General features: G+C 70.1%; 26 protein-coding genes. 14 read left to right on the forward strand and 12 right to left on the reverse strand.

Annotated elements, in window-relative coordinates:
* Positions 1–16 precede the first annotated feature (16 nt).
* Positions 17–319 (reverse strand): hypothetical protein, encoded by a 303-nt coding sequence (locus SROS_RS10715; RefSeq protein WP_012888942.1) that lies wholly within the window; start codon positions 317–319, stop codon positions 17–19.
* Between the two features lie 247 nt (positions 320–566).
* Here SROS_RS10715 and recA point away from each other — a divergent pair, with 247 nt between their 5' ends.
* From recA to rny, 3 genes are all read left to right on the forward strand, one after another.
* Positions 567–1,667: a recombinase RecA gene (gene recA, locus SROS_RS10720; RefSeq protein WP_012888943.1), complete on the forward strand. Its 1,101-nt coding sequence runs from the start codon at positions 567–569 to the stop codon at positions 1,665–1,667.
* 13 nt (positions 1,668–1,680) lie between these two features.
* Positions 1,681–2,562, forward strand: a complete 882-nt coding sequence (gene recX / locus SROS_RS10725) for a recombination regulator RecX (protein WP_081453085.1) — start codon at positions 1,681–1,683, stop codon at positions 2,560–2,562.
* Between the two features lie 435 nt (positions 2,563–2,997).
* Positions 2,998–4,617, forward strand: coding sequence for a ribonuclease Y (gene rny / locus SROS_RS10730; RefSeq protein ID WP_043651762.1), 1,620 nt, complete (start codon positions 2,998–3,000; stop codon positions 4,615–4,617).
* A 1-nt stretch (position 4,618) separates the two neighbouring features.
* Here rny and SROS_RS10735 read toward each other — a convergent pair whose 3' ends face one another.
* From SROS_RS10735 to SROS_RS10760, 6 genes are all read right to left on the reverse strand, one after another.
* Complete coding sequence (locus SROS_RS10735; protein ID WP_012888946.1) at positions 4,619–6,499, reverse strand: S9 family peptidase; 1,881 nt, start codon at positions 6,497–6,499, stop codon at positions 4,619–4,621.
* 175 nt (positions 6,500–6,674) lie between these two features.
* Positions 6,675–7,613, reverse strand: a complete 939-nt coding sequence (locus SROS_RS10740) for an amino acid ABC transporter permease (RefSeq protein WP_012888947.1) — start codon at positions 7,611–7,613, stop codon at positions 6,675–6,677.
* Positions 7,610–8,278 (reverse strand): amino acid ABC transporter permease, encoded by a 669-nt coding sequence (locus tag SROS_RS10745; RefSeq protein ID WP_012888948.1) that lies wholly within the window; start codon positions 8,276–8,278, stop codon positions 7,610–7,612. Before SROS_RS10745 ends, SROS_RS10740 begins: the two co-directional genes overlap by 4 nt.
* Before the next feature lie 59 nt (positions 8,279–8,337).
* The gene (locus SROS_RS10750; protein WP_245564603.1) at positions 8,338–9,120 is read right to left on the reverse strand and encodes a glutamate ABC transporter substrate-binding protein; all 783 of its coding nucleotides are present in this window, start codon (positions 9,118–9,120) and stop codon (positions 8,338–8,340) included.
* Positions 9,121–9,182: 62 nt separating this feature from the next.
* Positions 9,183–9,938 (reverse strand): amino acid ABC transporter ATP-binding protein, encoded by a 756-nt coding sequence (locus SROS_RS10755; protein WP_012888950.1) that lies wholly within the window; start codon positions 9,936–9,938, stop codon positions 9,183–9,185.
* A gap of 100 nt (positions 9,939–10,038) precedes the next feature.
* Complete coding sequence (locus SROS_RS10760) at positions 10,039–10,698, reverse strand: Uma2 family endonuclease (protein ID WP_012888951.1); 660 nt, start codon at positions 10,696–10,698, stop codon at positions 10,039–10,041.
* Between the two features lie 167 nt (positions 10,699–10,865).
* On the opposite strand from SROS_RS10760, the gene miaB reads away from it, so the two are divergent.
* From miaB to SROS_RS10780, 4 genes are all read left to right on the forward strand, one after another.
* Complete coding sequence (miaB, locus tag SROS_RS10765; RefSeq protein ID WP_043651772.1) at positions 10,866–12,362, forward strand: tRNA (N6-isopentenyl adenosine(37)-C2)-methylthiotransferase MiaB; 1,497 nt, start codon at positions 10,866–10,868, stop codon at positions 12,360–12,362.
* Positions 12,363–12,752: 390 nt separating this feature from the next.
* Positions 12,753–13,421: a class III extradiol ring-cleavage dioxygenase family protein gene (locus tag SROS_RS10770; protein ID WP_012888953.1), complete on the forward strand. Its 669-nt coding sequence runs from the start codon at positions 12,753–12,755 to the stop codon at positions 13,419–13,421.
* 312 nt (positions 13,422–13,733) lie between these two features.
* On the forward strand, positions 13,734–14,351 hold the full coding sequence (locus tag SROS_RS10775; RefSeq protein ID WP_012888954.1) for a helix-turn-helix transcriptional regulator: 618 nt from the start codon (positions 13,734–13,736) through the stop codon (positions 14,349–14,351).
* Positions 14,348–15,487: an aminotransferase class I/II-fold pyridoxal phosphate-dependent enzyme gene (locus SROS_RS10780; protein WP_012888955.1), complete on the forward strand. Its 1,140-nt coding sequence runs from the start codon at positions 14,348–14,350 to the stop codon at positions 15,485–15,487. Before SROS_RS10775 ends, SROS_RS10780 begins: the two co-directional genes overlap by 4 nt.
* Here SROS_RS10780 and SROS_RS10785 read toward each other — a convergent pair.
* The 3 genes from SROS_RS10785 to SROS_RS49415 all read right to left on the reverse strand — a co-directional run bounded on the left by SROS_RS10785 (position 15,433) and on the right by SROS_RS49415 (position 17,126).
* Positions 15,433–16,407, reverse strand: a complete 975-nt coding sequence (locus tag SROS_RS10785) for a ribonuclease Z (RefSeq protein WP_012888956.1) — start codon at positions 16,405–16,407, stop codon at positions 15,433–15,435. The genes SROS_RS10780 and SROS_RS10785 overlap by 55 nt on opposite strands.
* 72 nt (positions 16,408–16,479) lie before the next feature.
* The gene (locus SROS_RS10790) at positions 16,480–16,890 is read right to left on the reverse strand and encodes a type II toxin-antitoxin system VapC family toxin (RefSeq protein ID WP_012888957.1); all 411 of its coding nucleotides are present in this window, start codon (positions 16,888–16,890) and stop codon (positions 16,480–16,482) included.
* Positions 16,890–17,126, reverse strand: a complete 237-nt coding sequence (locus tag SROS_RS49415) for a hypothetical protein (RefSeq protein ID WP_012888958.1) — start codon at positions 17,124–17,126, stop codon at positions 16,890–16,892. Before SROS_RS49415 ends, SROS_RS10790 begins: the two co-directional genes overlap by 1 nt.
* A gap of 370 nt (positions 17,127–17,496) precedes the next feature.
* Between SROS_RS49415 and SROS_RS10795 the strand changes: the two genes are divergently transcribed.
* Positions 17,497–18,012, forward strand: a complete 516-nt coding sequence (locus SROS_RS10795; RefSeq protein WP_245564604.1) for a methylated-DNA--[protein]-cysteine S-methyltransferase — start codon at positions 17,497–17,499, stop codon at positions 18,010–18,012.
* 63 nt (positions 18,013–18,075) lie between these two features.
* Here the strand turns inward: SROS_RS10795 and SROS_RS10800 are convergent, their stop codons facing one another.
* The gene (locus SROS_RS10800; protein ID WP_012888960.1) at positions 18,076–18,456 is read right to left on the reverse strand and encodes an antitoxin; all 381 of its coding nucleotides are present in this window, start codon (positions 18,454–18,456) and stop codon (positions 18,076–18,078) included.
* 230 nt (positions 18,457–18,686) lie between these two features.
* On the opposite strand from SROS_RS10800, the gene miaA reads away from it, so the two are divergent.
* The 6 genes from miaA to SROS_RS10830 all read left to right on the forward strand — a co-directional run bounded on the left by miaA (position 18,687) and on the right by SROS_RS10830 (position 25,124).
* Entirely contained in the window at positions 18,687–19,592 is a 906-nt protein-coding gene (miaA, locus tag SROS_RS10805) for a tRNA (adenosine(37)-N6)-dimethylallyltransferase MiaA (protein WP_012888961.1), read from the forward strand.
* 77 nt (positions 19,593–19,669) lie between these two features.
* The gene (dapF, locus tag SROS_RS10810) at positions 19,670–20,476 is read left to right on the forward strand and encodes a diaminopimelate epimerase (RefSeq protein WP_012888962.1); all 807 of its coding nucleotides are present in this window, start codon (positions 19,670–19,672) and stop codon (positions 20,474–20,476) included.
* A gap of 61 nt (positions 20,477–20,537) precedes the next feature.
* Entirely contained in the window at positions 20,538–22,814 is a 2,277-nt protein-coding gene (locus SROS_RS10815) for a tetratricopeptide repeat protein (protein ID WP_012888963.1), read from the forward strand.
* Between the two features lie 191 nt (positions 22,815–23,005).
* Entirely contained in the window at positions 23,006–23,764 is a 759-nt protein-coding gene (locus SROS_RS10820) for an SDR family NAD(P)-dependent oxidoreductase (protein WP_012888964.1), read from the forward strand.
* A gap of 124 nt (positions 23,765–23,888) precedes the next feature.
* Positions 23,889–24,251: a phosphomannose isomerase type II C-terminal cupin domain gene (locus SROS_RS10825; protein ID WP_245564605.1), complete on the forward strand. Its 363-nt coding sequence runs from the start codon at positions 23,889–23,891 to the stop codon at positions 24,249–24,251.
* Positions 24,252–24,488: 237 nt separating this feature from the next.
* Positions 24,489–25,124, forward strand: coding sequence for an HNH endonuclease family protein (locus tag SROS_RS10830; RefSeq protein ID WP_012888966.1), 636 nt, complete (start codon positions 24,489–24,491; stop codon positions 25,122–25,124).
* Here the strand turns inward: SROS_RS10830 and SROS_RS10835 are convergent, their stop codons facing one another.
* Positions 25,125–25,430: a PepSY domain-containing protein gene (locus tag SROS_RS10835; protein WP_245564606.1), complete on the reverse strand. Its 306-nt coding sequence runs from the start codon at positions 25,428–25,430 to the stop codon at positions 25,125–25,127.
* Positions 25,431–25,479 lie beyond the last annotated feature (49 nt).

The raw sequence follows: 25,479 nt of genomic DNA on the forward strand, positions 1-25,479 counted from the left end.
GTCCGGAAGGCCCGGCTCAGGGGGTGCCGTTCAGCAGTTTCCTGATCAGGTCGGCCACATGGCCGGGGTCCTCGGTGCTCTCCTGGCCGTCCGGGGACCACAGGAAGAGCCAGCCGTCCCCGGCCGGGCTGGCGAAGACGATCGTCTGCCGCCTCGTCTCCGGATGCCACACCCAGAGCACGGGGGCTCCGGCTCCGAGCATGCGGCCCGCCAGCCCCCGGCCGGGCAGCTCGGCGAGCAGGGACTCAAGGTGGGCCAGGCGTCGCCGGGCGAACGCGGTGGTCACGTCGGTCACCTCGCGGTCGTTTGCCTTCAGCATCGCCGCAGCTCAGCCTGGTGACAACAGGTCTGGGGGAACGATCGGAAATGTCGCTCCCAGGATGGGGTCCGCCGCCTCCCGCGGCCCGCGCCACCCCGGGACCGTGTGATGCCGTTGAGCCACGATCGAACAATCGTTCGGCTATATTGGACACGCCGCCACTCGTGGCGTGCTCTCCAGAAAATGTCGGTGGCACCCCGTAGCTTTCTGGCAACCGATTCAACCCGCGACCCTTCAGGGGGCTCCCATGGCGGCTAACGACCGCGAGAAGGCGCTCGAGACCGCGCTCGCTCAGATCGAGCGTCAGTTCGGCAAGGGCTCTGTCATGCGCCTCGGCGACGAGACCCGCGCGCCCATCGAAGTCATCCCGACCAGTTCCATCGCGCTCGACGTCGCGCTCGGCATCGGCGGGTTCCCCCGTGGCCGCATCGTCGAGGTCTACGGTCCGGAGTCCTCCGGTAAGACCACCGTCGCGCTGCACGCGGTGGCCAACGCCCAGCGGGGCGGCGGCATCGCGGCGTTCATCGACGCCGAGCACGCCCTCGACCCGGAATACGCCAAGAAGCTGGGCGTCGACACCGACGCGCTGCTCGTCTCCCAGCCCGACACCGGCGAGCAGGCGCTGGAGATCGCCGACATGCTGATCCGGTCGGGCGCCGTCGACCTGCTGGTCATCGACTCGGTCGCGGCCCTGGTGCCCAAGGCCGAGATCGAGGGTGAGATGGGCGACAGCCACGTCGGCCTCCAGGCCCGCCTGATGTCCCAGGCACTGCGCAAGGTCGCCGGCGCGCTCAACAACACCGGCACCACCGCGATCTTCATCAACCAGCTCCGCGAGAAGATCGGCGTCATGTTCGGCTCGCCCGAGACCACGACCGGTGGAAAGGCGCTGAAGTTCTACGCCTCGGTCCGTCTCGACATCCGCCGCATCGAGACGCTGAAGGACGGCACCGAGGCGGTCGGCAACCGCACCCGCGTGAAGGTCGTCAAGAACAAGATGGCCCCGCCCTTCCGCGTGGCCGACTTCGACATCCTCTACGGGATCGGCATCTCCCGTGAGGGCGGCCTGATCGACATGGGTGTCGAGCACGGCTTCGTCCGCAAGTCCGGCGCCTGGTACACCTACGAGGGCGACCAGCTGGGGCAGGGCAAGGAGAACGCCCGCAACTTCCTGAAGAACCACCCCGACATGGCCAACGAGATCGAGAAGAAGATCAAGGAGAAGCTCGGCATCGGCCCCCGCCTCGACACTCCGGCCACGCCGCCGCCCGCGGCTCCCGCCGCCCCGGTTCCCGCCACCTCCGGTCGCGGCTCCAAGGCGGCCACTCCCAAGCCGGGCGACGTCTGAACCGGATTGATCGATGACGACGGGACCTGACTCCGGTCCGGCCGACGCGGCCGGGCCGCGGGACTGGGGCGCCTGGCCGGATGTCCCGGAGGCCGGATCCTCCGGGACGGGCAGAAGAGGAGGCCGTTCACGGCGCTCGCGCCGGGATCGGCCGGGGGCGTGGGAGACGTCCGGGCCGGGCGGGGAGGCCGACTCGCCCTCGGGCGACGAGCCCGCTCCGGAAGACGGTCCCATGGGCGGGGCGGGCGACCGCTCCGGCGGGGAGTCCCGGGGCCGGGGCGCTCGTGGGTCCCGGCGCGGCGGGAAGCGGTCGCGCGGCGACTCCCAGGGGATCCTGCCCGATGGGCCGGTCGACGGATCCCCGGCGAGCCGGGGGCCCGCGGCGGATCCGCAGGCCGTGGCCCGGGCGATCTGCCTGCGGCTGCTGACCATGGCTCCGCGCACCAGGGCCCAGCTCGCCGAGGCGCTGCGCAAGCGTGAGGTGCCCGAAGCGGCGGCCGAAGCCGTGCTTGAGAGGTTCTCCGAGGTCGGGCTCATCGATGACGAGGCGTTCGCCGCGGCGTGGGTGAGCTCACGTCACGCCGGGCGGGGCCTCGCCCGCAGGGCCCTCGCCTCGGAGCTACGCCACCGCGGGGTGGACGAGGACACCGTCAAGGAGGCGGTGGAGCAGCTCGACCCCGAGCAGGAGGTGGAGACGGCCCGCAGGCTCGTGGCGCGCAAGCTCTCGTCGACCCGCGGTCTGGAGCCGGCCGTCAGGACCCGGAGGCTGGCCGGCATGCTCGCCCGGAAGGGATACGGTCCGGGTCTGGCCTTCCGTGTGGTCCGTGAGGCGCTTGAGGGTGAAGAGGTGGAAAGTCCCGCGTTTTCCACGGAGTTGGATTACCCGCACGACTAGCGAAAACACGTGGAGATGTTTTACGCCGAAGGGGTCGGATGAGTGGCGCATTGACCCAAAAGACCGGCGTCGTCACCCGCGGTAATGTCAAGGTCCCGGCGCCTTCACCCCGCTTCTGCCGAGACGGTGAGGAAGAAACACCGGCCTCTCATGTTTGAACGGTCCCCAGGCTGGCTTTGCTTGCCCGTTACCTCTTTGACGCTTAACCTCGACGGCAGTGAGGAGTTACTCCGCGCAGTGCGGATTGTCATAACGGCGAATTACGGATGTGCAAGCTTGGTGGATGCGGGCAGACGACGTGTCGGCGGGAGCGGCCGGCGCAGCGTCGGTCCTGTGTTGATGTCTGCCCTGATGCCGCCAGCGTTTGGGTTTTCCGTGCCGTGCGTGTGACCCTCGCGTGCTTGATATTTGCGACGCGAGGAGGGCTGGGCGCGCATGGATCCGGTTGTGGTCGTCATATTGGCGGGGGCGGTTGCGGTTCTTGCCGTGGTGACGATAGCCGCGCTGATCGTGTTGCTGCGTCGCACTGGTGGAGCCGGCGGAAGGATGACCGGTCCCTCCCCCGAGCAGGAGGCCGAGATCCAGGCCGCGCTGGAGGAGGCCAGGCTTGAGGCCGCCGAGATCCGCACCAGGGCCCAGCATGACGCCGAAGAGGTCCTGCGCAGGTCCGAGGCGGCCGTCGATGCCGCCGCCGAGCTGCGCAAGGAGGCAGAGGCGGAGAGCCGGGGGCTGAAGTACGAGCTGAAGGAGCTCCGTTCCGACCTTGAGCGCCGGGAGAACCGGCTGGCCGAGCGGGAGCAGCGCCTCGACGAGGAGGCCAGGCGCCAGGCGGACCGGGCGCGCAAGCTCGCCGAGACGGAGACCAAGCTCGCCGGCCGCCGTGAGGATCTTGACCGGGTCGCCCAGGAGCGCAAGGTCATCCTGGAGCGGGTCTCCGGCCTCACCAGCGATCAGGCGCGGGCCGAGCTGGTCAGGGAGATCGAGAACCAGGCCAAGCGCGAGGCCGCGCTGATCGTCAGGGAGATCGAGGGTGAGGCCCGCAGGGAGGGCGAGAAGCGGGCAACCAAGATCGTCACGTTGGCGGTCCAGCGCGTTGCCACCGAGCAGACCGCCGAGTCCGTCGTCAGCGTCCTGCATCTGCCCGGCGACGAGATGAAGGGCCGCATCATCGGCCGCGAGGGCCGCAACATCCGCGCCTTCGAATCGACCACCGGGGTCAACCTGATCATCGACGACACGCCCGAGGCGGTGCTTCTGTCATGTTTCGACCCGGTCCGCCGTGAGACCGCCCGGCTGACGCTGGAGAAGCTCGTCCTCGACGGCCGCATCCACCCCCAGCGCATCGAGGAGGCGCACGAGCGCAGCAAGGTCGAGGTCCAGGAGCTGTGCGTGCGTGCCGGCGAGGACGCCCTGGTGGAGCTCGGCATCACCGAGATGCATCCCGAGCTGATCACACTGCTCGGCCAGCTCCGCTACCGCACCTCCTACGGTCAGAACGTGCTCGGCCACCTCGTGGAGTCTGCCCACATCGCCGGGATCATGGCGGCCGAGCTGCGGCTCGACCCGATGCTGCTCAAGCGCTGCACGGTCCTGCACGACATCGGCAAGGCCCTCACCCACGAGGTCGAGGGCAGCCACGCCCTCATCGGCGCCGAGATCGCCAGGCGGTACGGCGAGCACGAGGACGTCGTCCACGCGATCGAGGCCCACCACAACGAGGTCGAGGTCAAGACCGTCGAAGCCGTCCTCACCCAGGCCGCCGACGCGATCAGCGGCGGCCGTCCGGGGGCCCGGCGCGAGTCGCTGGAGGCCTACGTCAAGCGGCTGGAGCGGCTGGAGGAGATCGCCACCTCCTACGACGGCGTCGACAAGGTCTTCGCCATGCAGGCGGGCCGGGAGATCCGGGTCATGGTGAAACCCGACTCGGTCGACGACATCCAGGCCCAGGTGATCGCCCGCGACGTCGCCAAGCAGGTCGAGGAGGAGCTCACCTACCCCGGCCAGATCCGCATCACCGTCGTCCGTGAGTCCAGGGCCACCGAGTTCGCGCGCTGAGTCAGCTCCGGAAGATCTGCTGGTAGAAGGCGAGCTCGGTGGCCAGAGCCGCGCTGCGGGTCTCGGCGCGGCGGAAGCCGTGGGCCTCGCCCTCGAACGTGAGGTAGGTGCACGGCACGCCGCGTTCGGCGAGGGCGTCGGCGAAGGCCTGAGACTGGGCGGCGGGGACCACCGGGTCGGACAGCCCCTGCAGGAGGAGCATGGGACAGCTCACCCCGGCGACCTGGCCGAGCGGCTCGCGCGAGCTGTACAGGGCGGGATCCTCGGGGCCCACCAGCCACTCGATGTAGCGGGACTCGAAGTCGTGGGTGGTCGCGACGAACGAGGCGAGCGCGCTCACACCGTAGTAGGAGACCCCGCCGGCGAACACCTCGGACGCGCAGCAGGCGGCCATGACCGTCCAGCCGCCGGCGCTCCCGCCCCGGATCGCGATCCGCTCCGGGTCGGCCAGGCCCTCGGCGGCCAGCCATTCGGCGGCGGCGACCGAGTCCTCCACGTCGACCACGCCCCACTGGCCGCGCAGCCGGTCGCGGTAGGCGCGGCCGTAGCCGGTGGAACCGCCGTAGTTGAGGTCGAGCACGCCGATGCCCCGGCTGGTGAAGAACGCCTTCTCCAGGTCGAGGGCGCCGGTGCTGCGCCCGGTGGGGCCACCGTGGACGAACACCACGTAGGGCGGGGCGCCGTCGCCCCGGGCCTGCGGGTTCGACGGCGGATGGACGAACGCGTGGACCCGGCGGCCGGAGCGGCCCTCGATCTCCACGGTCCGGGCGAGCGGCAGGTAGGCGAGGTCGGGCAGCTCGTCGACGTCACGGCGGAGCTCCTCCGCCCGCCCGGTCGCGGTGTCCACGCGGACGATCGACCGGGGCACCGTCGCGCTGTATCCGATCCCGGCCAGGACGCGCCCGTCGGACGCGAGGACCTGCTCCCAGCCGTCGTAGGGCACGTCCAGGTCGGTCAGCACGCCGCTGTCCGGGTCGAGGACGCCCAGCCGCATGTCCCCCCGCCCGTGCAGGACCGCGATCCGCCCGTCGGCCAGCACCCGGTACGGCGGGCCGCCGAGCTGCCACAGCGGTCCGGCGAACTCCTCCTCCACCGGGTGGAGCGCCCGGGGCGAGGTGCCGTCGATGCCGATCTGGTAGAGGTTCCACCAGCCCGACCGGTCGGAGACCAGATAGAGATGCCGGTCGTCGCGCCACTGCGGGGCGAGCACCGACTCGGAGGGCCCGCCCCCGACCGTCCAGGAGGTGCCGTCGGCCAGCCGGGTGATCCGCAGCTCGGTGCCGTTCCACGGCATGCGGGGGTGGTCCCAGCAGATGTAGGCCAGGTGCTCGCCGTCGGGGGAGAGGGCGAGACAGGCGTAGAAGTCGCTCCCGCCGACCCGCTCCCGCGGCACGTCCCCGCCGTCCAGCGGGACGGACACGATCGAACGGCTGATCCCGCCGCCGTCGTGGTGCCGCTCCTGGACGCACCAGACCTGCCCGTCGTGGACGATCATGTCCGCGTAGCGGAGCCCGGACTCCCGGTCGGGCCTCGGCGTGATCGGCCGGGGTTCGGCGCAGGGGGGCAGCAGGTAGAGCCGCTGGTCGGCGAGGTTGGCGAACACCACGCCCCCGCCGGGAACCACCGCGTAGGAGCGCCCGCCGTACTCGTGGACGCGGGTCCTGGCGCTCCACGGCGCCGACAGCAGCTCGCGGTGCGTGCCGTCGGCGGCCCGGTGCGCGATCGTGGTCCGCCCGCTCTCCGCGGGGCGGTCCTCGGTCCACCACACCTCTTCGCCGACCACCGTCGGGAATCCCAGGCGCAGCCCGGACCTGGCCACCCCGGTGCTGGAGATCGGGGAAGGCCAGGTGGCGTACGGCAGGACGACCTGCTCGGGGGACATGGCGTAATCCTGCCCGATAACCCGCCGCCTGTCGTCGATATGGCGCCCATCCCGCGCGACATGCGGTGATTCGTTTTCCGGAACGCCGGAGGGCGGCCACCGCGACCGGTGACCGCCCTCGGCGGAACCTGGACAAGCCCACCGGAACCGGGGACCGCCCTCGGACGGAACCGCCTCAGTCCACCGCGGAGATGTCGCCCGAGCCGGGCGCCACGACCGCCCCGGGCGGGACGACCGGCTGGGCGGAGGTCTTGCGGCTGCGGCGGCTGCGCATCTCCAACCAGGTGGCGATGGCCCCGACGATCAGGTTGATGATGATGTAGATGATCGCGATGACGATCACTGCCGGGATGATGTTGTTGAAGTTGGACGGCAGTACGCGCGCCCCCGCGTTCAACAGGTCCTCGAACGAGACGATGAACCCCAGGGCCGTGTCCTTGAGGAGCACGACGAGCTGCGCGACGATCGCCGGCATCATGGCCGTGACCCCCTGCGGCAGCAGGATCATCCGCATGACCTGGCCCTTGCGCAGCCCGATCGCGAGTGCCGCCTCCGACTGGCCGCGCGGGATGGACAGGATGCCCGCCCGCACGATCTCCGCCAGCACCGACCCGTTGTACAGGACCAGGCCGGTCACCACCGCCATGAACGGGGTCACGGTCAGCCCGAAGACCGCGCTCCCGCCGTACATCACCGCGAAGATCATGATGAGCAGCGGAATGGCCCGGAAGAACTCGACCACCGCTCCCGCCGGGACGCGGATCCAGGCGTGGTCGGACAGCCGGCCGATGCCGAAGACGAACCCGAACGGCACCGCGATCAGCGCGGCGACCGCCGCCGCGCTGAGCGTGTTGAACAGGCCGGGCAGGATCAGATTGATCCACACGTCGCCCCGGAGGAACGGGGTCCACAGGTCGGCGTTGAGCTGGTTCTTCTCATCCAGCTTGGTCACCATCACGTAGACGGCGAGCAGCGCGACGAGGACGACCACCACCGTGAGCACGGTGTTGCGCACGCGAGCGCGGGGGCCGGGCGCGTCGTAGAGGACGCTGACCCGATCCGGTGCGGTCGCGCGCTTACGCGTCTTTCTCGGCTCCGCGGTCAATGTGCTCATCGGACCACCGCCAGGCGCTTGGACAGCCACGTGAACAGCAGTCCGGTGGGCAGAGTCAGGATCAGGAAGCCGAGCGCGAACCCGAAGAAGATCGGGACGACCGCGTCGCCGTGCGACTCGAAGAGCGTCTTCATCGTCAGGGAGGCCTCACCCACGCCGATGGCGGCGGCGATCGTGGTGTTCTTGATCAGTGCGATCAGGACGCTGCCCAGCGGGGCGATCACCGCGCGGAGCGCCTGGGGCAGCACGATCAGCCGCAGATTCTGGAAGAAGGTCAGGCCGATGGCGCGGGCCGCCTCGGCCTGGCCGAGCGGCACCGTGTTGATCCCGGCCCGGATCGCCTCGCAGACGAACGCGGCCGTGTAGCCCGACAGCCCGATGATGGACAGCCAGAGATAGTTCGTGGACAGGCTCGTGGAGAACGAGACGTCCAGCACCAGGCCGAGACCCAGCCCGCAGAACACGATCACCAGCGTCAGCGGGGTGTTCCGCACGATGTTCACGTACGCCGTGCCGATCCCGCGCAGCACGGGCAGCGGGCTGACGCGCATCCCGGCGAGGATCGTCCCGAGGATCAGTGCCAGGAGCCCGCTGGCGAGCGTGAGCCGTATCGTCAGCCAGAAAGCGCCCAGGATCACCGGGAATTCGTCGAAGAGTGCCTGCACTCATCCCTCCAATAGCCGTCGGCCGGGGCGTTCGCACACCCCGGCCGATTCGTGGCCGATCAGTAACGCTCGACGGCCGGCGGGGTGGTGAAGAACTTTCCGAACTCGCCGAAGTTGGCGTCGACGGCCTTCTTCCAGCTGCCGTCCTTGAACATCTTCTCCACCGCCGCGTTGAGCTTCTCGCGGGTGTCCTTGTCGTCCAGCTTCACGCCGATGCCGTACTTCTCCTCGGAGAAGGGCTTGCCGACGAGGCGGAACTTGCCGGGCGACTGGGTGGCGAACCCGGCCAGGATCGTCGCGTCGGTGGAGATCGCGTCGACCTGCTTGTTCTCCAGCAGGGGCAGGCAGGCGCCGTAGCCCTGCTGCTCGGTGAGGTACTGGCCCTTCCAGGCGTCGCCGAACTTGTCGACCAGACGCTTGGGCGAGGACGACCCCTGGGCGCCGCAGACCTTCTTGTCCTTCAGGTCGTCGACACTGTTGATCGTCGTGTCGTCCGCGCGGGTCAGGATGTCCTGGCCGGTGACCAGGTACGGCCCGGCGAAACCGATCTTCTTCTTGCGGTCGTCGGTGATCGAGTAGGTCGCGATCACGATGTTGACCTGGCCCTGCTGGATGAAGGACTCGCGGTTGGCCGAGATGGCCTCCTTGAACTCAACCTTGTCGCCGGTGTAACCGAGCTCCTTGGCGACATACTTGGCCACGTCGACGTCGAAACCCTTGAACGAACCGTCCGGCTGCTTCTGTCCCAGGCCAGGCTGGTCGAACTTGATTCCAACAACGAACTTGTCACTGTCGCCGCTGCACGCGGTGAGACTCGCGGCCGCGGCCGCCACCGCGATCATCACGGCTCCAATACGACGTACACGCATCCTGCTACCTCTTCTTCTTTAAGGGGGGTGAGCCGTTAGTGCGTAAGGATCTTGGAGAGGAAGTCCTTCGCCCGGTCCGTCCGTGCGTTGGTGAAGAACTCCTCGGGAGTGTTCTCCTCGACGATCTGGCCCTCCGCCATGAACACCACCCGGTTCGCCGCGCGGCGGGCGAATCCCATCTCGTGGGTGACGACCATCATCGTCATGCCCTCCTGGGCGAGACCGATCATGACGTCGAGCACCTCCTGGACCATCTCCGGGTCCAGCGCCGAGGTCGGCTCGTCGAACAGGATCATCTTGGGATCCATGGCCAGGGCGCGGGCGATGGCCACGCGCTGCTGCTGACCTCCCGAGAGCTGTGCCGGATATTTCGACGCCTGGGCGCCGATCCCGACCCGTTCGAGCAGCTCCATGCCTCTCCGCTCGGCCTCCGCCTTGGCGATGCCGCGGACCTTGATCGGTCCGAGCGTGACGTTCTCCAGGATCGTCTTGTGCGCGAACAGGTTGAAGGACTGGAACACCATGCCGACCTCGGACCTGAGCTTGGCCAGCGTCTTGCCCTCTGCCGCGAGCGGCTGCCCGTCGAAGGTGATCGTTCCGCCGTCTATCGTCTCCAGCCGGTTGATCGCCCGGCACAGGGTCGACTTGCCGCCGCCCGAGGGGCCGATGACGACGAGGACTTCGCCCCGCGAGATCGTCAGATTGATGTCGCGCAGGACATGCAGGTTGCCGAAGTGCTTGTTGACATCCGCAAGCACCACCAGAGGAGTTGCGGCCCCGTTCTCCGTCATGGGGGACAACGTAATTCTGTAAAGGGCACCCGAGGCTAACCCTGCGGTACCGATCAGATCACGACCTGCCCGTTTCGGGTAAAATTTTGTCCAGCTTCTGTCAGATCCTGCCGAGCGTGGTCGGATCCAAGGTCACCTTGAACGGTTCGGTGAAGTCTGCGGTCGTGCCTGCGGAGATGCGGTGGGTGAGCTGATACTCCCCGTTCTCGTCGAGCACGTAAGTGAAGATCACGGGCAGTTCGTCGTTGCCCTGGCCGCGGAACGGCCTCATCTCAATGCGCCAGAAATGCGGGATGCCCGCCTCTGCGTACTTTGCGTGTTTGATGCGACGATCGGTGGCCGTGGTGGATTTGGAGACGATCTCGACGACCAGATGCACCCACTCGGGCTGGGCGATGTCCGCGCCCTCTTCGAACGGCGCCTTGTCGACCACCATCAGGTCGGGGATGACTCCGGGCTTGCGATCCAGGAGCAGGCCTGTCGCGGTAACCGGCACCATCCCCTCCGGTGACATGCTCTCCAGGAGATTCTGGAGTCGATCTCCGAGGCGCTGGTGCCTGAAGGGCGGGGCGGGGGACACGATGAGGCTCCCGTCGATGAGCTCGTAACGACTGCCGTCGTCGCGCGAGTTGAGCTCGAACCACTCATCGACGCTGAGCTCGCCCGGGGTGTCCCAGAAGCTCGTCGACTTCGGCGCCGCCTTCTTGTGCGGCTTCTTGGCCTTCACGGGCGCCTCCGAGGTCTGCACGAGCATCGCCATCGCGGCTCACCACTCTCAGCTGTCGGTCGGATCTCATTCTCGCACGCGGCTTTGGAGCCCCAGATTAGCGACGCCCTTGGCTCGCCGTGATGGTTTCATTACTTACGGTGGGCAGGGGGCGGGCCGTGTCCGAAGGCCGCGCGGAGCGCCTACCCTTGTCTGTTGAGATGACTGTCACCGTGGAGAGCGCCCGCACGTACGAGGTTCGTACCTACGGGTGCCAGATGAACGTGCACGACTCCGAGCGCCTGTCCGGCCTCCTCGAAGACGCGGGCTACGTCCCCGTGCCCGAGGGGGAGGCGGCCGACGTGGTCGTGTTCAACACCTGCGCCGTGCGGGAGAACGCCGACAACAAGCTCTACGGCAATCTCGGGCACCTGCGCCCCTCGAAGGTGAGCAACCCCGGCATGCAGATCGCCGTGGGTGGCTGCCTGGCGCAGAAGGACCAGGGGGAGATCGTCCGCAAGGCGCCCTGGGTGGACGTGGTGTTCGGCACCCACAACATCGGCTCGCTGCCGGTGCTGCTGGAGCGGGCGCGCGTCCGGCAGGAGGCCCAGGTCGAGATCAAGGAATCCCTGGAGACCTTCCCGAGCACGCTGCCGACCAAGCGGGAGTCGGCCTACGCCGCGTGGGTGTCGGTCTCGGTCGGGTGCAACAACACCTGCACGTTCTGCATCGTGCCGGCGCTGCGCGGCAAGGAGAAGGACCGCCGCCCCGGCGACATCCTCAACGAGGTGCGGACCCTGGTCGACCAGGGCGTGCTGGAGATCACCCTGCTCGGGCAGAACGTCAACACCTACGGGGTGGAGTTCGGCGACCGGCTCGCCTTCGGCAAGCTGCTGCGGGCCTGCGGCGACATCGACGGGCTGGAGCGGGTCCGCTTCACCAGCCCGCACCCTGCCGCGTTCACCGACGACGTCATCGCGGCCATGGCCGAGACGCCCAACGTGATGCACCAGCTCCACATGCCGCTGCAGTCCGGCTCCGACCGGATCCTCAAGGCGATGCGCCGCTCCTACCGGGCCGAGCGCTACCTGGGCATCATCGAGCGGGTCCGCGCGGCCATGCCCGACGCCGCCATCTCCACCGACATCATCGTGGGCTTCCCCGGCGAGACCGAGGAGGACTTCCAGGGCACGCTGGACGTGGTGCGCGAGTCGCGGTTCGCCAACGCCTTCACGTTCCAGTACTCCATCCGTCCCGGCACCCCCGCCGCCACCATGGACGACCAGATCCCCAAGGAGGTCGTGCAGGAGCGCTACGAGCGGCTCGTCGCCCTGCAGACCGAGATCTCCTGGGAGGAGAACAAGAAGCAGGTCGGGCGGACGCTCGAGGTGCTGGTGGCCGAGGGGGAGGGGCGCAAGGACGAGGCGACCCGCCGCCTGTCGGGCCGCGCCTCCGATAACCGCCTGGTCCACTTCGCTCCCGGCGAGGAGACCCCGCGTCCCGGTGACATGGTCGCCGTCGAGGTGACCTACGCGGCCCCGCACCACCTGGTGGCCGACGGCCCGGCGCTGAAGCTCCGCCGCACCCGCGCGGGCGACGCCTGGCAGGCCCGTCAGGCCGCCCCGCCGGCCGCCGGCCCCGGAGTCATGCTCGGCATGCCCTCGATCGGCCGCCCCGCCCCGCTCCAGGAGTCCGCAGGCTGTTCCACCCTCCCCTGACACTCCCGGGCGCGGTGGCGCCCTCCGCGGTTCTCCGGTGACCGTCCGGCATGGCGCGGCGGTCTCGGCGGTTCTCCCGGTGTCCTTCCGGGTACGGCGCGGCGGTCTCGGCGCTCCTCCCGGCGCCTTTCCGGGTGCGGCGCGGTGGCCCTTGAGGTGCTCCGGCGTCTTCCGTAGCGGTGGCCGGCCCTGCCGTTCCCCGGTGACCACCCGGTACGGCGCGGCGGTCTCGGCGCTCCTCCCGGCGCCTTTCCGGGTGCGGCGCGGCGGCCCTTGAGGTGCTCCGGCGTCTTCCGTAGCGGTGGCCGGCCCTGCCGTTCCCCGGTGACCGCCGGGTACGGCGCGGTGGTGTCCGCGGCCGGGGTGGAGGGACTCCGTTAGTCTGGCCGGGTGCTTGTCGCCGCGGCTGTCTGCCCGCATCCTCCGCTGCTGGTCCCCGAGCTGGCCGGTGCCGCGGCCGGGGAGCTCGACGAGCTCCGGGCCGCCTGTGCGGCCGCGGTGGGCGCCCTGCGGGACTCGGTGCCCGACGCGATCGTGGTGGTCGGCGGCGCCGACCTGGCCGGAGCCCATGGCGCGGACGCCGCCGGCAGCTTCGCGCCCTGGGGCGTCGACGTCCGGGTCGGCGCCGGCGAGCCCGTTCTCCCGCTCTCCCTTTCGATCGGCCGCTGGTTGCTGGAGCGGGAGGGGATGGCCGCGTCGGGGTTCCATGCCGTGCCGTTCGACGCCTCCCCGGAGGCGTGCGCCGCGCTCGGCGGACAGCTGGCGGGCGTGCCCGGCCGGGTGGCGATGCTGGTCATGGCCGACGGCTCCGCCTGCCTCACGGAGAAGTCCCCCGGATACCTGGACCCCCAGGCGCGGCCGTACAACCATGCGATCGTGGAGGCGCTCGGCCGGGCCGAGGTTCCGGCGCTCGACCCCCGCGAGGCCGCCGAGCTCTGGGTCGCCGGCCGTGCGGCCCTGCAGGTCCTGGCCGGAGCGGGGGGCTCCCTGAACGGCGAGGTCCTCTACGACGACGCCCCCTACGGGGTGGGCTACTTCGTCGCCCGCTGGACGGAGTGATCCCGGCCGCCCGCCGGCCACGTGCCCCCGTGACGCCCGCGACCGGCCACGTGCCCCCGTGACGCCCGCGACCGGCCACGTGCCCCTGTGACGCCCGTGACCGGGCGCGCGTTCTCCGCCGCCGATCCGGCGCGTTCCCTCATGACTGACCGGGTGTGCTTTCCCCCCGCGAGGCCGCCCGGCCACGCGTCCCCGCGACAGCGCTGACCGCGTGCCCGCTCCTCTCGGTGGGACGTTCCTGTGACCGCCCGCTGTTCCGGTGGCATACGGACCGGTTGGACAAAAAATCCAATTTGGACTTATTGTCTGCTCATGGACGATCCGAGGGTGGCTCAGTGGTCGCCCGTCTGCGCGGCGATCGCCGCCCTGCTCGCTCCGCACGCCGAGGTCGTCCTGCACGACCCGGAGCGGGACGAGGTGCTGGCGATCTGGAACCCGATGTCCGGGCGGGAGCCCGGTGACCCCTCGCTGCTGGGGGAGCTCGACGGGCTGACCCCGTCCCCGTCGGGGGTGTACGGGCCCTACGAGAAGCTGCTCGCCGACGGCCGGAGGCTGTCCTCGGTGAGCGCGGTCGTCACCGACGCCGGAGGGCGTCCCTCGGCGGTGCTCTGCGTCAACGTCGACCGGACCCCGCTGGACCAGGCCGCCGCCCTGCTCACCGCTTTCGCCGCCCCGGTCGCCGAGCGGCCCGAGGCGCTGTTCGAGCACGACTGGACCGAGCGGGTGGCCGAGACCGTGGGCGCCTTTGTCCGCGAGCGCCGGCGTCCGCCGGAACGGCTCACCAGGGAGGACCGCCTAGCCGTACTGGCCGAGCTCGACCGGCTCGGTGTGTTCGGCGTGCGGCGGGCCGTGCCGGTGGTGGCCAGAGCCCTGCGGGTCTCCCGCTCGACCGTCTACACCCTGCTCTCCGACCTCAGGAACACGCCATGACCTTCCTGCCCGACTTCAGGCTCGAGACCTACTTCTCCCGCTGGGAGTTCACCGCCCGTCACCACCTGACCGCCTCCGACGCGGAGACCATGTCGATGGCGGAGCTGCTCGCGCTCGCCGACGACGAGGACCGCCGGGCCTGGGCGGATCTGCGGCTCGGCTACACCGAGACCTTCGGCGACCCGGGCCTGCGGGAGGCGATCGCGGCCACCTACACCGACGTGCTCCCCGCGGACGTGTTGTGCTTCGCGGGCGCCGAGGAGGGCATCTACCTGGCGATGCGGGTTCTGCTCGGTCCCGGTGACCACGCCGTCGTGGTCACGCCGAACTACCAGGCGGCCGAGACGGTCCCGCTGTCGCTGTGCGAGGTCACCGGGGTGGCGCTCGACGCCGGGCGGGACTTCGCCCTCGATGTCGGGGCGATCGAGGCGGCGCTGCGGCCCAACACCCGGGTGGTCTCGGTGAACTTCCCCAACAACCCGACGGGCAAGCTGATCCCGGCGGCCGACCTGCGGCGCCTGGCGGAGCTGTGCGACGAGCGGGGGATCCACCTGTTCAGCGACGAGGTCTACCGGGGGCTGGAGCTCGACCCCGCGCGCGTCCTGCCGCAGGCCGCCGACCTGTCTCCCCGGGCGCTGTCGCTCAACGTGGTCTCCAAGGCCTACGGGCTGCCCGGACTGCGGGTCGGCTGGATCGCCTGCCGTGACCCTGAGCTGCTGGCCAGGCTGGAGCGGGCCAAGCACTACACCTCCATCTGCAACGCGGCGCCCAGCGAGATCCTCGCCAGGATCGCGGTGAAGTCGCGGGAGGTGATCCTCGGCCGCAACCGCGGGATCATCGCCGCGAACCTGCCGCTCTTCGACGCCTTCTTCGCCGAGTTCGCCGATCTCTTCGCGTGGGCGCCGCCCGAGGGCGGCTGCGTCTGCTTCCCCCGCTACCTGGGCCCCGGTTCCGTGGACGCCTTCTGCGAGAGCCTGGTGGAGGAGGCCGGTGTGCTGCTGCTGCCCGCGGGCCTCTACCGCTCCGAGCTCACCGACGTCCCCGCCGACCGGTTCCGCCTGGGGGTGGGCCGGCATGGGGCTCAGGAGGCGCTCGACGCCTTCGCCACGTGGCTGCGGGCCCGCCGGGCCGGGTGATCCCGGCGGGGGACGGGGACGCGCATCAGGTCGTGGGCGAGGACGACGTCGCCGTCGAAGGACCGGTGGGCCTCTTCGAGGAAACGGGGTCCGTCCTCGGCGTCGTAGCGTTCGGACAGGTGGGTCAGGACCAGGCTGCGGGCGCCGGACTCGGCGGCGACCCGGCCCGCCTGGGCGGCGGTCAGATGGCCGTACCGCGAGGCGAGCGCCTCCTCCCCGGACAGGAACGTGGACTCGATCACCAGCAGGTCCACGCCCTCGGCGAGGGCGAACACCCCCTCGCACAGCCGGGTGTCCATGATGAACGCCGCGCTCTGGCCGGGGCGGAGCCCGCTGCAGTCCGCCAGCCGTACGAGGGACCCGTCCGGGGCGGTCACCGAGCCGGTGCGCTGCAGCTCGCCGATCGACGGGCCGCGGATCCCCCGCTCGGCGAGGAGGGAGGGGATCATCCGCCGGCCGTCCGGCTCGTCGAGGCGGTAGCCGTAGGATTCGACGGGATGGGAGAGCGGGCGCGCGGTGAGGGTCACCGGGCCCGCCTCGAAGGTCGTGACCGGGCCGGAGACGGGACGTTCGGTGATCACCGAGGTGTCGGCGAAGGCGCTGGCGTGGCGCAGGCGGCGCCAGTAGGTCTCCCCGGTCGCGGGGTAGGCCGCCTGAACCTCGTGGGCGACGCCGTCCCTGGCGATGCGCTGGACGATCCCGGGGACCCCCAGGCAGTGGTCGCCGTGGAAGTGGGTCACGCAGATCCAGGTGATGTCGTGGGCGCCGACGCCCGCGTGGAGCATCTGGCGCTGGGTGCCCTCTCCGGGGTCGAAGAGGAAGCCCTGGCCGTCCCAGCGCAGGAGATATCCGTTGTGGTTACGGTGACGGGTGGGCACCGCGCTGGAGGTGCCGAGAACGACGAGTTCGCGAAGGGACACACGACCGATGCTAGGTGGTTCCGCGGAGCCGTCGCAGTGGCGATTCTGCATCCGGGAAGCGCGAGGTCGGCGTTACGGCAGCAGCGTGAAATGACCGCCGTGGGAGTTCTTCACCGCCCCGAAGTGGCGATGATCGATGGTGGCGATCTCCTGGACGCCGAGCCTCTCTGCGACGGCGATCACGGCGGCGTCCACCGCTCCCAGGGGAAAGTTCGCGTACTTCACCACCAAGGCTTTCATCCGGGCGACATCGACGGTGGTCAATGGCTCCATGGTCAGCTCGCCGTCCACGATGGACTGAAGGAAATCGGCTTCCGCGGCCGGTCCTATCCGTGACTCCAACAGCCAGCAGACCTCTGCCAGAACTGGGCCGGGGAGGATCAGCGGGCCTGGATGGGTTTCGAGGAGATCAAGGCAACGGACATGATCCTGGTCTTTCCGGTTCATCGCTGCGTACAGAGGGCCGGTGTCGCAGATCAGCACTAGCTGTCCCGGAACCGGTCGAGAAGGATTTCCTCTGAACGCTGGGCGCTGTCCGGCTCGTCAGCGATGATCCCGGCGAACGACAGCCGCCGTCGTCGGTCATGTGCTTCGGCGCGGGGTACGGGTTCGCTTTCGACGAGCTCCAGGGCGACGGCACGCAGGGCTCGCGCCTGGTTCAGCGTCAAGCGGTCGACCAGCCGGTGAAGGTCGTCGTACTCTTCGTGTGCCGCACTCATGACAGCGAGTTTACGCCGCGCTGAAGATCATCAGAGGGCGTTGCCGCACGCGTCCACCGGCCTGGCACGCAGCGGCACGAGATACACACGGTGACTGACGTATCGCGACCGGGTGTTCACGCCTCCAGCCTGTCCGCCCACCGTGGCTTCCGCACCATGACCGGTCAGGGGTTCCGGTTTCCCGTGACCGTCGAGGTCTGTGCGAGCGCACTACGAAAGACATGGAGGATGGGAAGGAACGCGGACCTGCGGGAAGTTCTTACCCCAAGGAAGGTTCTACCCGTTGTGGTTACGGTGACGGGTGGGCACCGCGCTGGAGGTGCCGAGGACGACGGGTTCGCGAAGGGACACAGTCCACATGGTAGGAACCGTGGCGTTCGGAAGTGTTCCGACACCGCTGGGGGAGATGCTCGCCGCGGTCACCGAGACAGGCGTGGCGGGGGTCGGCTGGAGCGGCCGGGAGGGGCTCAGGGGCCGCTTCCTGGAGGGGCTCGGCCTGGCCGAGGTGGACGACCCCGGCCGGACGGCCGCGGTGCTCGGTGAGCTCGCCGACTACTACGCGGGCAGGCTGCGGGTCTTCGGCGTCCCGGTGGACTGGCGGCTGACCTCCCCGGTGCAGCGCAAGGTGCTCGGCACGCTGTACGAGACGGTGGCCTACGGCAAGGCCGTGACCTACGGCGAGCTGGCCGCGCGGAGCGGGACGGGTGTCCCCGCGCGGGCGATAGGTTCGATCATGGGAGCCAACCCCATTCCCATCATCGTCCCCTGTCACCGGGTGGTGGCCGGGAACGGGCTGGGCGGGTTCAGCGGGGGAGAGGGCGTGGAGTCCAAGCGGTGGCTGCTGACCATGGAGGGCTACCTGCAGCCGACGCTCGACTGGGACTGAGCGGGACGCGCGGGAACCGCCCGGGGACTGTGCCGGGCGGTCCGCGATGAAGACGACGCCGCTCTAGCCGGCGTACGGAGGCCGGTCGGTCTCCTCGGAGCTCCGAGGCGTCTGTGATTCCTGTGGTGTCGGTGTCGCACCGGAGGCCTGGGACGAGGGGCCCGTCTCGGGCTCGGTCTCGCCCAGGGTCTGGGATGTGCCGGCCTCGCCGGGATTCCGGGGCGTGGCGGTCTCGCCAGGGACCGGGGACGTGCCGGTCTGGCCATCGATCATGTCCGCCCGCTGCCTGGCCTGTTCGGCCGCGGCGTCGATGTACTGGTCGTACTGGCCACCTGTCTTTTCCTTGGCCATCTGTGCGGCCTTGTCGATGCCCTGGTTGGCGAGCTCCTCAGCCTTGGTGCTGTGCTCGCCGAGCATGCTCCTGATCTTGTCGATGATCGACATGGGTGAATCCCCCGATGCACGTCATGCCACCTTGTACGGGCCGTAGAAACCGTTTCTATCCTTGTTTGGGAGGAATATCCGATTTCCGGTCTACGGAAACGAAAAACTGTGTCAAAAGGACGTCTCGCCATGCCGTCCGCCTCGGGCGCCACGCGCCTGCGGGGGACCGGGCCCCGGCGCGGGCGGAGCACCGTCCCTCAGCACCCCCGCCCAGTTGACACACTTGTCCCGTGCGCCAACTACCAGTCATCGCCGTCATCGGGCCCACGGCGGCCGGAAAGTCCGATCTCGCCGTGGACCTCGCCCTCGAACTGGAGGGGGAGGTCATCAACGCCGACTCCATGCAGCTCTACCGGGGAATGGACATCGGAACGGCCAAGCTGTCCCCGGTCGAACGGCGCGGGGTTCCGCACCATCTGCTCGACGTCTGGGACGTGACCAGGACCGCGAGCGTGGCCGAGTACCAGGCACTGGCCCGGCCGCTGATCGACGACATGCGGTCGAGGGGCGTCGTGCCGATCCTGGTGGGCGGGTCCGGGCTCTACGTGCGGGCCGCCCTCGACGACCTGGAGTTCCCCGGCACCGACCCGGAGATCCGCGCGCGGCTGGAGGCGGAGCTGGAGCGCACGGGCCCGGCACCGCTGTACGAACGCCTCCGTGAGCGCGACCCCAGGGCCGCCGAGGCCATCCTGCCCGGCAACGGCCGCAGGATCGTCCGCGCGCTGGAGGTCGTCGAGTTCTCCGGACGGCCGTTCTCGGCCACGATGCCGTCCTACGACGCCGTCTACGACAGCGTGCAACTGGGCGTGGAGGTGCCGAGGGAGATCCTGGACGGGCGGGTCGCGGCCCGGGTGGAGCGCATGTGGGAGGCCGGGCTGGTGGACGAGGTCCGGCGGCTCGCCGCGCGGGGGCTCGCCGACGGCCGTACGGCCAGCCGCGCGCTCGGCTACGCCCAGGTGCTGCGCTTCCTCGACGGCGAGTGGACCGAGGAGCAGGCGATGGAGGAGACGATCCGCGCGACGCGCAGGTTCGTCCGCCGCCAGGAGTCGTGGTTCCGCCGCGACCCGCGGGTGGTCTGGCTCCCCCAGCAGGCTCCGGACCTTCTCGGCCAGGCGCTCGCGCGGGTGCGCGGCTGATCCGGCCGTCCCGGCGACGGGAGCGGCGGCCGGGCCGCAGGGAGAGGGCTCCCGGCCGGCGCGGCTAGAGTCGGAACATGCGATTCGTAAAGGGACACGGTACCGAGAACGACTTCGTCATCCTTCCCGATCCCGACGGTGAGCTGGAGTTGCCCGCCGCGCTCGTGGCGAGGGTGTGCGACCGGCGTGCCGGGATCGGCGCCGACGGCGTGCTGCGCGTGATGCGGACCAAGCTCAGCCCCGAGGTCGCCGATCAGGCGGGCGAGGCCGAGTGGTTCATGGACTACCGCAACTCCGACGGCGGCGCCGCCGAGATGTGCGGCAACGGGGTGCGGGTCTTCGCCCGCTACCTGGTCGACGCGGGGCTGGCCGGCGCGGGCGAGTTCGGCGTGGCCACCCGGGGGGGAGTCAGGCGCGTACGGCTCGCCGAGACCGGCGACGTGACCGTGGACATGGGGACGCCCCGGCTGCTGGGCCGCAGCCGCACGACCGTGGCCGGCCAGGAGTACGAAGGCCTCCGCGTCGACATGGGCAACCCCCACCTGGCCTGCGCCATCGGCGACCCGGTGGCCCAGCTCGACCTGAGCCACCAGCCCGCGTTCGACCCCGAGGCGTTCCCGAGCGGGGTGAACATCGAGCTGCTCAACCCGGTGGGGCCGCGCCGGATCGTGATGCGGGTCTTCGAGCGGGGTTCGGGCGAGACGCGCTCCTGCGGCACCGGCGCGGTCGCCTCGGCCGTGGCGGCCGCCCACCTGGCGGGGGAGACCACCGGCACCTGGGCGGTCGAGGTCCTGGGCGGCACCGTCACCGTCACTCTCGACGAGCGCACCAGCTATCTGGCGGGCCCCGCGGTCCTGGTCGCCTCGGGAGATCTCTCCCTGTGAGGGCACGCGCGTGAGCCGAGTCGTTTGGGGCATGCTCGCCGACCTGGCAGACTGACGTCTCATGGACGTGGACATCTGGGCCTGGGTCGGCGACACCCAGCGGCAACTGCACGAAGACGGGCACACCGGTCTGGCCATGGCGATCGGCGATGTGCCCGCGCAGGCGCTGGAAGGCCGATACTCGCAGCTCGACGTGCTCGCGCCGGCCATCGCGCAGCAGGCGGAGAACCTGGAGCTGCCCTGGCTTGAGTTCTACGCCCGTTACTGGCACCTGATCGGCCGCGTCGGCGACCGCGCCCAGGGCGCGGTCGCGATAGCCGACGCGGAGACGCTCGTCGAGTTCGCCGGCCGCGAGGACGTCCGTGAGTGCCCGGCCGCCCCCGGCGCCGTGGCCGCGCTGGCCATCGCGCAGGCCAACACCGACGGCCCCGGCTACGCGGCCGAGCGGCTGGCGGCTCTGGCCGCCGTCGAGGTCGAGCCCGACTCGCTGGCCTTCTCCGCCATCGCCGAGCAGTATGTCGCGGCCCTGGTGGACGCCGGTCGCGTCGAGGAGGCGATCACCCATGCCGAGTCCGCCGTGGCGAGGCTGGGCGACGCCGGCCGTGAGGCGAGCTGGGAGCTGGGGGCCGCCTCGGTCCGCGCCCTCCTCGCCGCCGGCCGGGCGGAGGACGCGCTGACCGCGCTGGACGCCGCGACCGGGTTCAAGCCCGACGACCCGGTGGCCAAGGCCCACCGGGAGGGCGTGCTGCGCGCGCTCGTGCTCGCCACCCTGGACCGGGTGCCGGAGTCCGTCGACGCCCTGCCCGACCTCGACGTGGTCGGCGAGCATCCGCGTGACTGGGTCGAGTGGGCGCACGCCATCCGCAAGCTCGCCGGATCCGCGCAGATCACCAACAGCTGGCAGCTCGGCCGGGTGCTCAAGCAGTGGATCGACTACTTCGCCATGATGGGCGGCTACCGTCCCCGGGTCGAGCTCGCGCTCATCGCCGGTGACCTGGCGGTTGCCCGCCAGGGTGTGTGGCAGGCCCGCCTGCTGGCCGACATCGCCGAGTCCGCCGCGGGTGAGCTCAAGAGCCCCGGCGACGTCGCCGAGCGGATCGCCGCGCTGCGCGCCGCCGTCGACGGGGTCACCCCGCAGAAGGCCCCCGGGCCCCAGGACGAGCTGGTCGGCTACTTCGACGCCGCCGACGGCTTCAACGCCGACCCGGAGATCTGGGTGGGCTGGCTGGCCCCGCTGTCCGGGCGGAACCTGGAGGCCACCCGGCGCCACACCACCACGCTGGGCTTCCTCGGCTACCCCGCCAAGGGCGCCGACATCTACTGGACCATGCTGGTCGAGTCCGGTGACGTCGAGACCGCCGACCCGCAGGACGTCTCCTACCTCACCGGCCTGCTGATCGAGGCCCGCCAGGACGAGCGCCTGGAGCAGATGGCCGAGCGGCTCCCCGCCGCCCAGCGCCACCTGGCCCTGGGCCGGCTGCACCGCGCGCGGGAGCGCTGGGAGCAGGCCGCGGCCGAGGGCGAGGCGGCGGTCGCCGCCGGTGCGGGCATCGAGGCGCGCCGCCTGTGGTCGGCCGCCGTGCAGCAGACCGGTGACAACACCAAGGGCGCCGGGATCCTGCGCGATCTCCTCGACTCCGAGGAGATCGAGCCCGAGGACGTCTGGCGGATGATCACCATGGCGACGGCCGCCGAGGACTGGGACACCGTCCGCGCGGGCGCCGCCAAGATCGGAATGCCGCTGCAGTCGACCGAGGGGCCGGTCGAGGAGGAGATGGGCCTGGTGCGCATCATCCTGCCCGCCCCCGACGGCAGCCAGCGCGCGGTCATCAGCCTGCGCACCGGCCCCGCGACGGCCCGCCTGGCCATCCCGCAGCCTCCCGGCATGGAATACAACGCCGGCGACCTGGTCGTCTTCGACCCGCAGCTGCTGGAGCCGCTCCCGGAGAAGGCGGAGGACCAGGAGGGCTTCATCCCGCCGTTCGCCGCGGTCAGCATGCTCCGGCCGGGTGGCTACACGAGCTGGTTCTTCGACGGTGCGGCCCCCAGCGAGGCCGACTGGACCGAGTTCAACGAGGTCATGGCCGAGCGCGGCTGGCCGATGTGGGTCTACAGCGACGAGAACTACACCGTGACCCACCCGACCTCGGGCGAGCGGCTGCCCGGCGTGTTCGGCTGGGTCGCGGTCCCGCCGGACGTCACGCCGGTCGAGGTGGACGCCCTGCTCGACGACGCCACCGAGCGCTGGGTGCACCCGCTGGCCTGGCTCGACCTGGCCAAGACCGTCGACGTCGAGGTGGAGCGGCACGAGCGCATCACCAAGGAGTACGGCCTGTAGGCGCGGTCCCGTCAGGCCCCGCGCGCCGGTAGGACCGTGGCGGGCGTCCTGACCCCCGTCTTCGGACTCACCGCACCGCCCGTGGGGAACCCCCTCACGGGCGGTGCGCTTTCCGCCTCTAGAATCTCGTTCTGTATCTTCGGGGGCGAAAGTTCCGCCCGGAGGGTTCCGTGCACAAGAGGAGGATCCGGATGCTGGACCGATTCCGGCTGGACGGCAAGGTCGCGATCGTCACCGGAGCCTCCTCGGGGCTCGGTGTCGCCTTCGCCCGGGGCCTGGCCGAGGCGGGCGCCGACATCGTCATCGGCGCGCGCCGCAAGGACCGCCTTGAGCGGACCCGCGCCCTGGTCGAGGAGACCGGCAGGCGGTGTGTGGCCGTGGCGACCGACGTGACCAGCCCGGAAGACTGCCAGGCGCTGGTCGAGGCGGCGGTCTCCGAGCTGGGCGCGGTGGACATCCTGATCAACAACGCCGGCGTCGGTACGGCCGTGCCCGCGCTCAAGGAGACGCCCGAGCAGTTCCGGCAGGTCGTGGAGATCAACCTGCACGGCACCTACTGGATGGCGCAGGCCTGCGCCCGGGTCATGAGACCCGGCTCCTCGATCGTCAACATCGGCAGCATCCTGGGGGAGACCACCGCGGGACTGCCGCAGGCCGCCTACAGCGCCTCCAAGGCGGCCGTCGTCGGGCTCACCCGTGACCTGGCACAGCAGTGGACCGGCCGGCGCGGTATCCGGGTCAACTGTGTCGAGCCGGGCTTCTTCGCCTCGGAGATGACCGAGCAGTACGCCGAGGGATACATGGCGTGGCAGCTCGAACACCGCGTTCTGATGAAGCGTCCGGGTGATCCGGCCGAGCTGGTCGCGGCGGCTGTCTTCCTTGCCTCGGACGCCGGTTCCTACGTGACCGGGGCGGTGATTCCGGTGGACGGCGGAATCCTCATCACCTGAGGTCTCCCGGATATCGCAGGTAATCGTATTACCCCAGTTAAACGTCCGGTTTCATGGAACATGTGTATCCGTTACGCATGAGTGCGAGAGTTCCTGTCACTTAATGGAAGCGGGTGGAGGCATCTTGCTGAAGATCGACAGGCTCGGCGCGGTTGTTCGCGACGAGCGCCCCTGGGGTGGGTTCGAGCGTTACACGCTCAACGAGCCGTCCACCGTGAAGATCATCGATGTGGCTCCCGGCCAGCGGCTCAGCCTGCAGAGGCACGAGCATCGGGACGAGCTGTGGGTCGCTCTCGACCCCGGCGCGGTGTTCGAGATCGACGGTGAGCGGATCGAGCCCTCGGTCGGCGACCGCGTGCTCATCCGGGCGGGCCAGACCCACCGCCTCAGCTCCGCGGGGCGGGCCACCCGGATCCTGGAGATCGCCTTCGGCCACTTCGACGAGGACGACATCGAGCGTCTCGAAGACTCCTACGGGCGCGTCTGATCTCCTCCCGGCGCTCCGGGGCCGCCCGGTGGCGTTCCGCGGGCCGGGCCGGCCGGCGGTCACCGTGGTCCGCTGGCCGGCCGTACCGCAGCCGGCCCGGCCCCGGCGTCCGGCGGCCTGCCCGGCCACCGCTTCCGCGATCTCATCGATATATGAGGTAATTTGCCACTTCATGGGTAGTGGGTGGGCGTGAGAGGTGGCATGGTGCGATCGGCACTGGGACGAGGTGCGGTCGTCGTGACGATCGCGTTCACATTGGCGGGCTGCGGCCTCGCGGGGCAGGGGACCGGAGACCAGTCCGCCGGCGGCGGGAAGTCCTCTGCCGCGGCACTCAAGGACCTGAAGAAGCTGCAGGTCAAGGGCCGTGCTCCGATGACCGGCTACGACCGGGACAAGTTCGGCCCCGCGTGGTCGGACGTCGACCACAACGGCTGCGACACCCGTAACGACATCCTCAAGCGCGACCTCAAGGACGAGACGTTCAAACAGGGCACCCATGACTGCATCGTGCTGACCGGGATCCTCGACGACCCCTACAGCGGCAAGACCATCAAGTTCGAGCGCGGCCAGAAGACCAGCATGGACGTGCAGATCGACCACGTGGTCGCCCTCGCAGACGCGTGGCAGAAAGGCGCCCAGCAGTGGCCGGTGAGCAAGCGCAAGGAACTGGCCAACGACCCGCTGAACCTGCTGGCCGCCGACGGTCCGCTCAACAGCCAGAAGGGGGCCGGTGACGCGGCGACCTGGTTGCCGCCGCGCCGCACCTACCGGTGCACCTACGTCTCCCGCCAGATCGAGGTCAAGATCAAATACGACCTGTGGGTGACGTCCGCGGAGAAGGACGCCATGCAGACCGTGTTGAACTCCTGCTGATCACTCTCCGCTGCCCCGCTTGAACTTGACGATCGTGCCGGACTCGGCCGACAGGTAGATGTCGTACTCCCAGCCGTCCTTGTGCAGCTCGACCTTCCAGATGGCGTAGCCGTGCTCGTACTCGCGCTCGATCTTGGTCACGCGCCCGCCCGAGATGCGGCTCCTGGCGATCTGGGCGGCCTTCTGATAGGAGATCTCCGTCACGGCGGCCGGCGCGGCGGTGGCGGTGGAGAGGATGGCCGCCCGGTCCGCGGCAAGGGCGACGCCTCCCCCGCCGGCCAGGAGGGCGGCGGTTCCGATGGTCACGATGGCGGTTCTGGTGATCTGTTGCATGCATCCAGAGTTCCCGCGATCA

The organism is Streptosporangium roseum DSM 43021, from assembly GCF_000024865.1.
Classification (GTDB): domain Bacteria; phylum Actinomycetota; class Actinomycetes; order Streptosporangiales; family Streptosporangiaceae; genus Streptosporangium; species Streptosporangium roseum.

Bases quoted from the DNA above. Each gene is read 5' to 3' on its own strand.
- SROS_RS10715 (WP_012888942.1), bottom strand. From the start codon at position 319: ATGCTGAAGGCAAACGACCGCGAGGTGACCGACGTGACCACCGCGTTC.
- recA (WP_012888943.1), top strand. From the start codon at position 567: ATGGCGGCTAACGACCGCGAGAAGGCGCTCGAGACCGCGCTCGCTCAG.
- recX (WP_081453085.1), top strand. From the start codon at position 1,681: ATGACGACGGGACCTGACTCCGGTCCGGCCGACGCGGCCGGGCCGCGG.
- rny (WP_043651762.1), top strand. From the start codon at position 2,998: ATGGATCCGGTTGTGGTCGTCATATTGGCGGGGGCGGTTGCGGTTCTT.
- SROS_RS10735 (WP_012888946.1), bottom strand. From the start codon at position 6,499: ATGTCCCCCGAGCAGGTCGTCCTGCCGTACGCCACCTGGCCTTCCCCG.
- SROS_RS10740 (WP_012888947.1), bottom strand. From the start codon at position 7,613: ATGAGCACATTGACCGCGGAGCCGAGAAAGACGCGTAAGCGCGCGACC.
- SROS_RS10750 (WP_245564603.1), bottom strand. From the start codon at position 9,120: ATGATCGCGGTGGCGGCCGCGGCCGCGAGTCTCACCGCGTGCAGCGGC.
- SROS_RS10755 (WP_012888950.1), bottom strand. From the start codon at position 9,938: ATGACGGAGAACGGGGCCGCAACTCCTCTGGTGGTGCTTGCGGATGTC.
- SROS_RS10760 (WP_012888951.1), bottom strand. From the start codon at position 10,698: ATGGCGATGCTCGTGCAGACCTCGGAGGCGCCCGTGAAGGCCAAGAAG.
- miaB (WP_043651772.1), top strand. From the start codon at position 10,866: ATGACTGTCACCGTGGAGAGCGCCCGCACGTACGAGGTTCGTACCTAC.
- SROS_RS10775 (WP_012888954.1), top strand. From the start codon at position 13,734: ATGGACGATCCGAGGGTGGCTCAGTGGTCGCCCGTCTGCGCGGCGATC.
- SROS_RS10780 (WP_012888955.1), top strand. From the start codon at position 14,348: ATGACCTTCCTGCCCGACTTCAGGCTCGAGACCTACTTCTCCCGCTGG.
- SROS_RS49415 (WP_012888958.1), bottom strand. From the start codon at position 17,126: ATGAGTGCGGCACACGAAGAGTACGACGACCTTCACCGGCTGGTCGAC.
- SROS_RS10800 (WP_012888960.1), bottom strand. From the start codon at position 18,456: ATGTCGATCATCGACAAGATCAGGAGCATGCTCGGCGAGCACAGCACC.
- dapF (WP_012888962.1), top strand. From the start codon at position 19,670: ATGCGATTCGTAAAGGGACACGGTACCGAGAACGACTTCGTCATCCTT.
- SROS_RS10815 (WP_012888963.1), top strand. From the start codon at position 20,538: ATGGACGTGGACATCTGGGCCTGGGTCGGCGACACCCAGCGGCAACTG.
- SROS_RS10820 (WP_012888964.1), top strand. From the start codon at position 23,006: ATGCTGGACCGATTCCGGCTGGACGGCAAGGTCGCGATCGTCACCGGA.